A 12631-nucleotide genomic window follows, 5' to 3' on the forward strand; every position below is an offset into this window, starting at 1 on the left:
AGCGCTTCGGCGGCAGGTCAACGAACAGGCGGTACGTGTCCATCGACCGCTCGGCTACGGATCTACTTGACATATCGTTGTGTTTTTACAACACTTCATTGTGTGAGCCCAGTAAGGCGCGGGGAAACACTACCGATCTTCAATCGGATCGCAGTACTGCGGGCCGAACACCGGATGTCGCGAGCGGCCCTGGCCGAAGCGGTGAACGTCAACCCCCAGACGATCGGCGCGCTCGAACGCGGCAACCACTACCCGAGCCTGGACCTCGCCCTGCGGATATGCGAGGTGTTCCGGCTGCCGGTGGAGGCGGTGTTCTCCCGAACCGAATTCACCCCCCTATCGGCCGAGGTGTACTCCCGCGAGAAAGGACAGCAGCCATGACCGCCGCCACCGAACCGACCACCCTGCTCGACCGATACCGAGCCCGCCGTGTCCGGCGCTGGCTGATCCGGGAGAAGCAGATCGCCGGGATGCTGCCGGGCTGGCGCACCGCCCCGCGCCGCCGAGCCCTGGTGGTCGTGGTGATCGTCGCGCTCACCGTGCTCTTCGTCACCGGCCTGCTCTGCGCCTTCGGACTCGTTTGGGCGGCACTGTTCGCCGGCCTCAGCGCACTGGTCTTCCTACCGTCCTGGACGATGCTGCGGATCGTCTCGCAGGTCCAGGACAACGCGCCGGCCGAAACACTGGACGAACTGGAGTTCGCGCAACGGGAGACCGCCCGGTCGTTCGGTCTCACTGTCACCCAATCCCTGACAGTGCTTCCGATGATGTATCTCATCTGGAGCGGCGCGCTGTTCCCGGAGGCCGACGCCTTCCGCACCGCCTACGCGGGCGGCGTGATGGTCCTGGCGACCGTGCTCGCCGGAGGTTGCGCACCGGCGATGATCCTGGCCTGGAATCGCTCGGACGCGGAACCGGAGAACTGAGCGACGGCAGCGGACCCACCGTGGCCCGGCTCCGACCCGCGCCGAAAGCCCGGCCCCGACGGCCCGCACGTCCGGACCCGAGACCTCTGGCGCAACTCTCATCCGGCACGAGACCCGGGACTCACCCGGTGCTCGATTCCGGCGGTCGGCCAGGTCCGTTGTTCCGGTCCGGTACTCCCAACCGGCGGTAACGGCGCTGCCGACTCGCCCGCAGTTCGGCGGGCGACTGCGCGCTCAGCCGGGCGAGTTCGGCGGCGATCGCCGCGACGGTGCGACGAGCGAATTCGACCGGCTCGTCGGCGGCGTCGGGGAACTCCGGCACGATACGGTCCACGATCCCGTCGGCCAGCAACTCGGCCGACCCGATACCTTGTGCCGCGGCAAGTTCCGGTGCGTGCGCGGTATCGCGATGGACGATGGCGCTGGCCCCCTCCGGCGGCAACGGCGCGAGCCAGCCGTGGGTGGCCGCCAGCACTCGGTCCGCGGGCAGCAGCGCGAGCGCACCGCCGCCGGTCCCCTGGCCGAGCAGCATCGAAACCGTCGGCGTATCCAAGGTCACCAGATCGGCCAGGCACCGGGCGATCTCGGGCGCCAGCCCCCGCTCCTCGGCCTCTCGGGAGAGCGCGGCGCCGATCGTATCGATGACCAGCACCAGCGGCAGCCGGAGTTCGGCCGCCAGTTGCATGCTGCGGCGCGCTTCGCGCAGCGCCGCCGGGCCCATGGTGTGCTCGGGGTCCTGATGGGCGCGGTCGTGCCCGAAGACGACACACGGCCTGCCGTGGAACCGCGCGAGGGCCAGCACCACGGTGCGATCGGTTTCCCCTTGGCCGGTGCCGCTGAGCGGAACCCGCTGGGTGGTCCGGCGGAGCAGGTCTCGCAGCCCCGGCCGGTCCACCCGACGGGAGGCGAGTACCGAATCCCATGCTCCGGCAGGGGATTCGGGGCCCGGGATCTGCTGAGCAGCAGCGGGTTCCGTATCGCCGGGTAAACGCACCTGCCCGCTGAAAACGCTCAGCGCGCGATGGGCGATACGCCGGAACACCGGTACCTCGACGACCCCGTCGATCACGCCGTTGCGGTAGAGGTTCTCCGCCGTCTGCACACCGTCGGGAAATGGATGACCGTAGAGCGCCTCGTACACCCGGGGCCCGAGGAACCCGATGAGCGCGCCCGGCTCGGCAAAGGTGATGTGCCCCAGCGACCCCCACGAGGCGAACACGCCACCCATGGTGGGGTTGCGCAGGTACACGATGTACGGATGGCCGGCCGATTTGTGTGCCGCCACCGCCCCGGCGATCTTCACCATCTGCACGAAGGCGAGGGTGCCCTCCTGCATCCTGGTACCGCCGGAGGTCGGCGAGGCGACCAGCGGCAGCCCCAGTTCGGTGGCACGTTCGACCGCGGTGACGATCCGCTCGGCGGCGGCGACCCCCACCGAACCGGCCAGGAACCCGAACTCGCACGCGATGACCGCGATGCGGCGGCCGCGTAACAGTCCCTCCCCGGTGAGCACCGACTCATCGGTTCCCGCCGCCGCGCTCGCCCGAGCGAGCGCGGACCGGTACTCACCGGTCCGCGCCACATCCAACGGCGCGGAATCCCAGCTCACGAAGGAGCCCGGATCCAGCAGCGCCTCCAGTAGTTGCCGGGAGCCGATTCGCGACGACGTCATCCGAGCCGCCCGTTGGCGCCCCACACCGCAACTGTCCACACCGGCACGGCGACCAGTATGACGGCAGCCGGATCAGTAGCCCCGGGTGACCTTCTGCAGCGCGTACTCGGTCAGCCGCACCAGCGCCTCCTTGGCCGGTTCCCGGCGGCGCGCGTCGATCGGCATGATCGGCACATCGGCCGGCACGGCCAGCGCCTGCCGGATGTCCTCGATCGGGTACTGCGGGGCGTCGTCGAACTGGTTGAGCGCCACGAGGAACGGCAGATTGCGCGCCTCGAAGTAGTCGACCGCCGCGAAACTGTCCTCCAGCCGCCGGGTGTCGATCAGCACGACCGCGCCGATCGCACCACGGATGAGGTCGTCCCACATGAACCAGAAACGGTACTGGCCGGGAGTGCCGAACAGGTACAGCACCAAATCCTCGGCCAGGCTGATCCGGCCGAAGTCCATGGCCACCGTGGTGGTGGATTTGCTCTCGATACCCGCGAGACTGTCGATCCCGGCGCTGGCATTGGTCACCAGAGCCTCGGTTCTCAACGGGACGATTTCCGAAACTGCCCCCACCAGCGTCGTTTTGCCCACGCCGAACCCACCTGCGACCACGATCTTCGCCGAAGTCGGCTTGGTCTGGCGGGTATCGACCTGTGCCGTCGAATCATATACGCCGGAGTCCACTGAGAACCCTTTCGATCAGCTCGCGACGTTCATCGTCGCTGGAATCGTCTTTCAATGTCGCCGAAACGCGGACATGCCCGGCTTCGATCAGGTCCGCTACAAGTACACGCGCCACCCCGATCGGTATACCCAGTCGAGCCGCTAGTTCGGCGACCGACGGCGACTCCCTGCACAACTCGACTATCGAGTTTTCGATATTGCTCAGTTCGTACTGGCGTTCGAGCGAAATGGGATGGGACGCGACGAGAGCCTCGAGCGCCAACTCGACCTTCGGTCGGGTACGACCGGCGGTCAGCGAGTACGGGCGCACGAGACTGGGCTCGGAGCCTCCCACGCGGTGATCCTCTATGTCCATCCCACCATCAGGAACCCATCGTGACGCGTGGAGTGGCCTGAACTGTCTGGCCTACGCGTTCGACCAACAAAGCCATCTCGTAGCCGACCTGTCCGATATCACAGGACGTATTGGTCAGGACCGCGAGATAGGACCCGTCGCCCACCGCCATCAGCAGCAGGTAGCCGTGCTCCATTTCGACGACGGACTGCAGAACCGTGCCGCCTTCGAACAGATTGGACACACCCACCGAGAGACTCGCCAGTCCGGCCGTGACCGCCGAAAGCTGCTCGGCCCGGTCGACCGGTAGTTGGGCACTCGCCGCCATCAGCAGGCCGTCGGCCGAGACCAGAACGGCATGGGCTACGCCAGGAACCTCGCCTGCGAAGTTCGAAACCAGCCAATCCAACTGACGGTTCGTACCACCTAGTTCGGGGTTCATCGGTCTCCTTTGTCTCCGGTTAGGTTCATTGCTCTCATTGCACGGCCATCCCGAACACCTTGCTGGTGCCGACTCAAACTAGACCGGATCGTTTCGGGATTGCGACTCGGCGTCCGTTCCTGGGCGCCGCTGACAGCGCCGGGTACCAACCGGACACCCGGATTACGCTGCGGCAGACCGGCCGCGGTGCGGGTCTCGGGCTCGGCTTCGCTGGCCCGCCGGGCCGCCGTCCAGCCCTCGTCACCCGGGGAGTCGAAGGACGCGACGGCCTGGGATCGATCGGAGTCCGAATCCGACAGCCATGCCGACATCATCTCCGCGAAGATGGGCGTCCCGCCCAGCACGCTGTCCGTCTCCTCGGCCGGCTGCAGCCTGGTCTGGAAGAAGGACGCCGTTTTCGCGGGATTGGACTTGTAGCTGTGCCGTCCGGGTTCCCGCGCGGCCGCCGGACCCTCGGCGGGCTCGGCCGCCCGCGGCAGCGCGACACCCGGCGGGTTGTCGAACCGCTCGGCGGTGTACCCACCCGGTTCCCGGCGCGGCAGGCCGCCCGGTGCGGTGGGCTGCGGCGGCCGGCCCGGTGCCCCAGTGTCCCGCTGCGGCAGACCGTTCGAATTGTCGCGGGGCGGCAGGTTGTCCCGGCCCGGCAGGCCGTTGCCCGCCGGAGCCCCGCGCTGCGGCAGACCGCCACCGGAGGCGGGCCGCTGCGGCAATCCGTTGCCCGCGGGCTCACGCCGCGGCGGCAGACCGCCGGGGGCCGGTCGCTGGGTGGGCAGTTCGCCGGAGGTCTCCCGGGCCGGCAGCCCGGCGTCGGCCGCCGGACGACGCTGGCCCGGAAGCTCACCGGAGGTTTCCCGCTGCGGCAGCCCGATGGGGCCGCCGGGCTCGCGCCGGGTGGGCAGGCCACCGGACGCCGGATCGGTCGCGGGGCGTGGTTCCGGTTCCCGCCGGGCCGGTCCGGCCGCGGCCGGACCGCGCTGCGGCAGCGCGGAGCCGTTGTCGCGGGCAGGCGCACCGTTGGTGCCCGGATCCCGTTGCGGCAGACCGTTCGGCCGGTGCTGGCCGGGCTGACGCGTGGGCAGCGAACCGGCGGGACGCGGCGGCAGGCCGGTCTCCGAGGCGCTCTCGGTGGGACGTTCTTCGGCCGGGCGGGCCGGTGCGGCGTCCCGATGGCTACCGGGCGCACCGTTCGCGCCGGGCTGGCGCTGCGGCAACCCACCCGGACCCGGCTGCGGTGCGCCGGCGGTGCCGGGCTGCCGCTGCGGCAGCCCGCCGGGGCCGGTCTTGATCTCCCGCGGCGGCGGACCGCCCGCGCTCGATTCGCCCGGGGTACGCGGCGGCAGGGTCGGGGTGGCGCCGCCACCGCTCGGTCCCAGATTACGTTTCGGCAGGCTGGCCGCGGCGAGTTTGCCGCGCTGGGCGGTGCTGCCCGCGCTGGCCTCCCGGAGACTGGTGGTGCCCTGCTCGCCCTCGCGCGTACCGCCGACCATCGCGCTACCCGGCTGCCGCTGCGGCAGCCCGCCCGCGCCCAGTGGCGCGGGAGCGGCCGGACGCTCCGGCGGCTTGGGCCGTTCGACGGCCGGCAGCGGCCCGCTCATGCCGGGGTCGACGGTCACCATCATGTTCCCGGCGGCCGTACGGCTGATTCCGCGGGTCTGCATCGACGGTCCGCCCGGCGCATTGCGCAGCGCGGCGGCGGCGGCTTCGTCGGGTGACTGTTCCGGCTTCTTCTTCGCGGCGTCGTTCGCGACGACGGCCTGCGGCCCGGAGCCGGTCGCCAGCGGCAGGATCTGGGTCTCCCCCGCGACGATCAGGCTCATCGGGACATGCACGGTGACGGTGACGCCCGGATCGCGCGCGGTGTCGAAGGTCGGCCGCAGCCGCACATTGAGACCGTGCCGTTCCGCGAGCCGCCCCACGACGAACAGACCCATGTGACGGGCGGTGTCCGGACCGGGTTCGGCCGTGCTCTCCAGTCGGCGGTTGATCTCGGCCATCTCGCTCGGCGGCATACCGATACCGCGGTCGGCGACCTCGATCAGCAGGCCCTGATCGTGCGCCTGCGCGAAGGTGAACTTCACATCCGTCTCCGGCGGCGACGCGCGCAGGGCGTTGTCCAGGAGTTCGGCGAACAGATGCGCCATATCGGAGGCCGCCGGCTCGATCAGGGCACCGCGCGGGGTGGCGCCGAGCTTGACCCGCTCGTAGTCCTCGACCTCGGAGATCGCGGCGCGCAGTACGTCGGCGATCTCGACGGGCGCTGATTTGGCGCGGCGCTGTTTGGTACCGGCGAGAATCAGCAGGTTGTCACCGTTACGGCGCATACGCGCGGCGAGATGGTCGAGCCGGAAGAGGTTCTCCAGCAGGCGCGGGTCCTTCTCGTCGTACTCCATCGCCTCGATGAGGCTGAGCTGATGGTCGACGAGCGATTTACTGCGACGGGCCAGGGTTTCGAACATATCGTTGACCTGGGAACGCATCTGGGCCTGATCACTGGCCAGGCGCAGCGCCTGACCGTGGATATCGTCGATCGCGCGCGCGAGCTGACCGATCTCCTCCTCGGACCGGATGGGCATCGGTTCGAGGGGCACTTCCTCCGGCGAGGCACCGGTACGGAGCTGGGCGACCTCGTCGGGCAGATCGCTTTCGGCGACCCGCAGGGCGGCCAGACGCAGCCGGTGCAGCGGCACGATCATCGACCGGGCCACGAACACCGCGAGCAACAGGGCCGCCAGGATCGTCAGCAGCACCACGATGGAGTACACGACCGCGTCGGACAGGGCCTTGTCGGCCATCTTCCGCACACCGTCGTCGATCGAGGAGGTGGCCTCGGCGATCAGTTTGTCGGTGGTCGTGGTGCTGTCCAGCAGCGACTGACGGGCCTCACCCAGCGGTAGCCGACCGGCCTGGGCCTCTGGGGTCTCCAGCATTCCGGCGCGGGTGTCGATGCCCTGGCGCAGGATCGCGATATCGGGATCCTCGGCGTTGTAGCGCTGGCTCAGAATGTTCAGCAGGGCGCGTTCGGTATTGGTCGCGGTGCGGTAGGCCTGCTCACCGGATTCCTGGTTGCGCAGCAGTTCCGCCGCGGCCGTGATCTCACCGACCATGGTGGATCGCAGGTTCAGCGCGTCGACCAACCGGAGTTTCGCCGGATCGATCGATGCGTCACCGATCTCGCCGAGAATGGCCTCCACGGCGCGGACACCCGCGTTACGGGCCTTGTCGAGAACCTGCACGGCCGCCTCCGGCGGCAGGTTCGACGGCGCCGTACCGCCGGCGCGGACTCCCTTGGCCTGATCGATCATTTCCGTGAGCGCCTGGCGCGCGACCGGTAGATCGTCGAGTTCGCCGAGCGCGGATTCGGCCGCCGCGATCGCCTGGTCGAGAGAGGTCAAGTTGTCTTCGGTGACCATCGACCGGCCCGGCGCGATAGCGATCACCTGAGAGCCTGCCGTCGCGGACGTGGCCGTACTGAGATCGAGGACGGAAGGAACGATACTGACGTTCTCGGAGGCCGAACCCAGTCGGTTCGCGTTGCTCCATTCCGCCGAAATCCTGGACACGCCGAGCCCGACCGCGACCGCCAACGGCACAGCCAGCACGGCCGTAACCTTCCAGCGAAGGTCCCAGTTACTCAGCGCCCAGCGCTTCGTGCCGGACCTAGCGGCGTCACGCATTCCCACTCACTTTCCAACCTGGCCCCAGCCATGCTCCATCAGCGGAACTCCACACTCGCATAGTGGCTCGACGGGTGGAGCAGCCCGTGGGTCGCGGCTGGCCGAGAAATTGCGTCTACGACGGACCGAATTAGTGTCATCAGATTCTAACGGATCAATAACTTCTTGGTGTACTCAGCCCGGGTTCACGCACATTGACCAGCCGGTTACAGGCATAAGCCATGGTCGCGACACCCGACGGGGGGTCGCGTGAAGTCTGCCACAATCGTGCTGATCTATCGAGACGAGGATTGCGGCGAGGCTAGGGAGCACGGGTGAACGCGAGGAACGAGTATCGACCGGTCTATCAGACCAGCCTGGTCGATCCCGCCGAGTTCTGGACCCGCGCCGCCTCGGCCGTCGATTGGGACGTACCCCCTGAGCAGGCACTCGACACCGACCGCCGGACTTCGCGGTGGTTTCCCGGCGCTCGGCTCAATACCTGCTACAACGCACTGGACCGGCATATCGACGCCGGCCGGGCCGATCAGGCGGCACTGATCTACGACTCGGCGATGACCGGCAGTACCCGCGTCTACAGCTATGCCGAACTGCGCGACGAGGTCGCGAAATTCGCCGGTGCCATGCGTGATCTCGGGGTGACCGCCGGTGACCGGGTCGTGATCTATCTGCCGATGATTCCCGAGGCCGTGGTCGCGATGCTTGCCTGCGCCCGGATCGGAGCCGTGCATTCGGTGGTGTTCGGTGGCTTCGCCGCCCCCGAACTCGCCGCCCGGCTCGACGACGCCGAGCCCGTCCTGATCGTGACAGCGTCAGGGGGGCTGGAACCGAACCGGACCATCGCCTACCCGCCCATTGTCGACGAGGCCCTCGCATTGGCCGGGACCACCGCGCCGCGGACCGTGCTGGTGAAACAGCGTGCGGACTTCCCACCGCACAACCACGACGGGAATCCGGCCGTCGACGCGGCCGTGCGGTGGCTGGACTGGGACGCCGTGGTCCGCGACGCCGAACCCGCGGCGCCGGTTTCCGTCGCCGCGACCGACCCGCTGTATGTGCTGTACACCTCCGGGACCACCGGTAGGCCGAAGGGCGTGGTCCGTGACAACGGTGGCCACGCCGTCGCTCTGACCTGGTCGATGCGCAATATCTACAACGTCGGCCCGGGGCAGGTCATGTGGGCCGCCTCCGATGTGGGTTGGGTGGTCGGCCACTCCTACATCGTCTATGCACCGCTGCTGGCCGGTGCCACGACGCTGCTCTACGAGGGCAAACCGGTGGGCACACCGGATGCCGGCGCCTTCTGGCGGGTGGTGGCCGAACACCGGGTGCACACGCTGTTCACCGCGCCGACCGCCCTGCGGGCCATCCGCCGCGCCGACCCCGCCGCCGCATGCGCCCGCGACTACGACCTCAGTTCGCTCCGTTCTCTCTTCTGCGCAGGTGAACGGCTCGATCCCGCTACCTACCGGTGGGCCGCGGACACGCTGCTCGCCGACCGCGCGGACTGCCCGGTCGTCGACCACTGGTGGCAGACCGAAACCGGCTGGCCCATCTGCGCCAACCCCCTCGGGCTGCAGCAGCTGCCGATCAAACCTGGCTCGGCCTCGGTACCGGTGCCCGGCTATCGGCTGCGGGTGCTGGACTCCTCCGGCAACCCCGTGGCCGCGGGCGCCGAAGGCAATATCGTCATCGGCCTGCCGCTGCCCCCGGGCGCGCTCACCGGCCTGTGGCACGACGACGAGCGCTACCAGCGGTCATACCTTTCGGCATATCCCGGGCATTTCCTCACCGGCGATTCCGGATATTTCGACGAAGACGGCTACCTGTTCGTCCTCGGCCGCAGCGACGACGTGATCAATATGGCCGGACACCGCCTTTCCGCGGGCAGTATCGAAGCGGCGGTCGCCGGCCACGACGCCGTCGCCGAATGTGCGGTGATCGGGCTACCCGACGAACTCAAAGGGCAACGGCCCATCGCTTATGTGGTCCTCAAAGCCGACGCCGTCGTCGACCCCGAAACATTGCGCGACGAATTGAGCGAACGCGTCCGCAAACAGATAGGACCGGTCGCCGGACTGTACGACGCCGTCGTGGTGCCCGCCCTGCCGAAAACCCGCTCCGGCAAGATACTGCGCAAAACTATCCGCCAGATGACGGCGGGCGAGAACTACGAAATACCCTCCACCATCGAAGATCCCGGCGTCCTGGACGAACTCGCCCGGATCGTGCGACCCGCCCAAAACTCAAACTCCTCTTAAGAAAACCTCAGAGGCCGGCCATGACGGCACAATACGGTCTGAGGCAGTCCACGAGCCCCGGCTCGACACGACACAGTAGGAGGCAGTAACTCCCATGGCACACACGACGACCCGGCTTCGCGGCACACTCCGCCCGCTCACCCTCACCCTGGGCGCCGCCGCCGCGGTTACCGCGTTCCTGAGCCCCGCGGTCGCCTCCGCGGCACCGACGGATTTCGCCGAACCGCTGATCACCAGCGACTGCTCCTTCGCCCAGATCGATGCCGCCCTCCACGACCAGGCTCCGGAACTGGCGTCGATGCTGGACAACAATCCCGGCCTGAAGGCGCAACTGCAGAGCAAGTTCGATCAGCCGGTCGAACAGCGCCGCGCGGAACTGCAGCAGTACATCGACGAGAACCCCGAAGCGGCCCAGCAGGCCGAGAACGACCCCCGGACCGCCCAACTCCGGACAACCCTCCAGGGCGTCGCCGACACCTGCCACAACTACTGATTTCGGTTCGTTGCCGGCGGTGTCGCGATACCGCCGGCAACGGACCGATCCAGCACAATGGACGATGTGACGGAGCGGATCAGCAATCCGGCGGTGCTCGTTGTCGACGACGACGAGGATGTTCTCGCGTCGGTGGAGCGAGGTCTGCGATTGTCCGGGTTCCGGGTGAGTGTCGCCCGGGATGGGGCGGCGGCGCTGCGTGCGGTGTCCGAGGAGGCGCCGGACGCTGTCGTCCTCGATATGAACATGCCCGTGTTGGACGGGGCGGGGGTGGTGACGGCCCTGCGGGCGATGGGGAACGAGGTCCCGATCTGTGTGCTGAGTGCGCGCAGTTCCGTCGGTGACCGGATCGCGGGCCTGGAGTCGGGCGCCGACGACTATCTGGTCAAACCGTTCGTCCTGGCGGAGCTGGTGGCGCGGATCAAGGCACTGCTGCGGCGGCGCACCGATACCGCCACCGCTCCCGGGGCTCCGGATATCGTCTCGGTCGGCCCGCTCCAGGTGGATACGGCAGGTTATCGGGCGATGCTGAACGGCCAGGAGATCGAGCTGACCAAACGTGAATTCGAACTGCTGTCGACCCTGGCGCGTAACGCCGGTGTGGTGCTGAGCAGGGAACGGTTGCTGGAACTGGTCTGGGGCTACGATTTCGCGGCCGATACGAATGTGGTGGACGTATTCGTCGGCTATCTCCGCCGCAAACTGGAGGCCGACGGCACCGCCCGGCTGCTGCACACCATTCGCGGCGTCGGGTTCGTGCTGCGAGAGACGAAGTGATCGGCAACGCTTCCCGGCGAAGACACCGTCGCTCGTATTCGCTGCGCACCCGGGTCGCGGGGGCGGCGGCGGCCGGGGCGGTGCTCATCGTGGCGGTGGTGAGCGCGATCGCCGTCCCCGCCATCGAGCACAACAACCTGCAGCAGACCGATCAGCAGCTGCGGATCGCTTCACGGCTGGTGCTGATCGAGCCGGTGGTGGCCGTCGGGGTGGTGAACCTGCTCGGTCCCGACCGCGATATGGCGCTGACCGTCCGGGACGAGAACCGGGTCCTCGCCTCCAGTTCCGTGGAGCTGCCGGATCTGGAGCCGGGGACGAAGACAGTCCCCGTGGACGACACCCCTTACCGGGTGCTGACCACCACGGAGAATCAGCCCGCCGGCCGCTCGGTTTCGCTGGGTATCCCCGCGGCGGAGGCGGCCGAGATGACCGCCGAACAGCAACGCTGGGTGCTCTTCGGAGGTCTGCTGGCGATCGCGGCCGCGGCCGGTCTCGGCTGGTTGTTCGGCGGGCGCGCGGTCCGGCCGATCGTGGTGCTCACCCGGCAGGTCGGGGCACGCACCGGCTACGGCGACGCCACGCCCGAACCCGTCGACAGTTCCGGGGTGCTGGAGGCCGAACAGCTGGCCGACGCGGTGAACACCATGCTGCGCCGGGTGGACCAGGCACAGACCGAAACGGCTGCCGCGCTGGAGACCGCCCGGGATTTCGCCGCGGTATCGGCGCACGAACTACGTACCCCGCTGACCGCGATGCGCACCGACCTGGAGGTGCTGGCGACTCTCGATCTGGACGAATCCCAGCGCGCCGAGATCCTCGCCGACCTGCAGCGCAGCCAGGGGCGGGTGGAGACCACGCTGGCCGCGCTGGAACGACTCGCCTCCGGCGATCTGACCTCCGAACGCGACCATATCGATACCGATGTCGCGGAGCTGCTGGATCAGGCGGCCCACGATGCCATGCGCCACTACCCCGGGGTGACCGTCCGGATAGACACCGACGCCGAACTCGTCACCCGTGGTCTGCCCGCGGGCCTGCGGCTGGCGGTGGACAACGCCGTCAAGAACTCCGTCAGACACGGCGGCGCCACCGAGGCGCTGCTGTCGGCTCACCGCGCCGCCGACGACACCATCGTCATCTCGATCGACGACAACGGGCGCGGGCTGGCGCCGGAGGAACGCGAAGCCGTTTTCGCCCGCTTCGCCCGCGGCAGCCATGCCAGCAAGGGCGGATCCGGCCTGGGTCTGGCCCTGGTCGCCCAGCAGGCCCAGCTACACGGTGGGCGAGCCTATTTCGACGACGGCACCCTCGGCGGGGTCCGGCTGGTACTGGTCCTGCCGAACCGTGTGGTCACGGGGTCGGCGTGAACGGACTCCG

General features: G+C 68.6%; 11 protein-coding genes. 6 read left to right on the top strand and 5 right to left on the bottom strand.

The window, feature by feature from the left end; translation table 11 throughout:
* The first annotated feature begins 102 nt into the window (after positions 1-102).
* Together NF4_RS00270 and NF4_RS00275 are read left to right on the top strand one after the other, a co-directional pair.
* Complete coding sequence (locus tag NF4_RS00270) at positions 103-381, top strand: helix-turn-helix transcriptional regulator (RefSeq protein ID WP_084532743.1); 279 nt, start codon at positions 103-105, stop codon at positions 379-381.
* Positions 378-926, top strand: coding sequence for a hypothetical protein (locus tag NF4_RS00275; protein ID WP_063125292.1), 549 nt, complete (start codon positions 378-380; stop codon positions 924-926). The genes NF4_RS00270 and NF4_RS00275 overlap by 4 nt, the downstream gene beginning before the upstream one ends.
* 121 nt (positions 927-1047) lie before the next feature.
* Here the strand turns inward: NF4_RS00275 and NF4_RS00280 are convergent, their stop codons facing one another.
* The 5 genes from NF4_RS00280 to NF4_RS00300 all read right to left on the bottom strand — a co-directional run bounded on the left by NF4_RS00280 (position 1048) and on the right by NF4_RS00300 (position 7648).
* A complete protein-coding gene (locus NF4_RS00280) occupies positions 1048-2598 on the bottom strand; it encodes a carboxyl transferase domain-containing protein (RefSeq protein ID WP_063125293.1) in 1551 nt (516 codons plus the stop codon).
* Between the two features lie 72 nt (positions 2599-2670).
* The gene (locus NF4_RS00285; RefSeq protein WP_174372388.1) at positions 2671-3273 is read right to left on the bottom strand and encodes a GTP-binding protein; all 603 of its coding nucleotides are present in this window, start codon (positions 3271-3273) and stop codon (positions 2671-2673) included.
* On the bottom strand, positions 3254-3628 hold the full coding sequence (locus tag NF4_RS00290; RefSeq protein WP_030522783.1) for a DUF742 domain-containing protein: 375 nt from the start codon (positions 3626-3628) through the stop codon (positions 3254-3256). The genes NF4_RS00285 and NF4_RS00290 overlap by 20 nt, the downstream gene beginning before the upstream one ends.
* Before the next feature lie 7 nt (positions 3629-3635).
* Positions 3636-4049 carry a roadblock/LC7 domain-containing protein gene (locus NF4_RS00295; protein ID WP_030522784.1) on the bottom strand — a complete coding sequence of 138 codons (414 nt, stop codon included), beginning with the start codon at positions 4047-4049 and terminating at the stop codon, positions 3636-3638.
* On the bottom strand, positions 4046-7648 hold the full coding sequence (locus tag NF4_RS00300; protein WP_232330245.1) for a sensor histidine kinase: 3603 nt from the start codon (positions 7646-7648) through the stop codon (positions 4046-4048). Before NF4_RS00300 ends, NF4_RS00295 begins: the two co-directional genes overlap by 4 nt.
* A gap of 389 nt (positions 7649-8037) precedes the next feature.
* Here NF4_RS00300 and NF4_RS00305 point away from each other — a divergent pair, with 389 nt between their 5' ends.
* The 4 genes from NF4_RS00305 (at position 8038) to NF4_RS00320 (ending at position 12621) form a co-directional block, all read left to right on the top strand.
* Positions 8038-9984, top strand: a complete 1947-nt coding sequence (locus tag NF4_RS00305; protein WP_063125294.1) for an AMP-binding protein — start codon at positions 8038-8040, stop codon at positions 9982-9984.
* 94 nt (positions 9985-10078) lie between these two features.
* Positions 10079-10477 (top strand): hemophore-related protein, encoded by a 399-nt coding sequence (locus NF4_RS00310; protein WP_063125295.1) that lies wholly within the window; start codon positions 10079-10081, stop codon positions 10475-10477.
* A gap of 57 nt (positions 10478-10534) precedes the next feature.
* On the top strand, positions 10535-11254 hold the full coding sequence (locus NF4_RS00315; RefSeq protein WP_063125296.1) for a response regulator transcription factor: 720 nt from the start codon (positions 10535-10537) through the stop codon (positions 11252-11254).
* Positions 11251-12621, top strand: a complete 1371-nt coding sequence (locus NF4_RS00320; protein ID WP_439956710.1) for a sensor histidine kinase — start codon at positions 11251-11253, stop codon at positions 12619-12621. The genes NF4_RS00315 and NF4_RS00320 overlap by 4 nt, the downstream gene beginning before the upstream one ends.
* Positions 12622-12631 lie beyond the last annotated feature (10 nt).

The organism is Nocardia fusca NBRC 14340 (assembly GCF_001618425.1).
In the GTDB taxonomy this organism is placed as follows: domain Bacteria; phylum Actinomycetota; class Actinomycetes; order Mycobacteriales; family Mycobacteriaceae; genus Nocardia; species Nocardia fusca.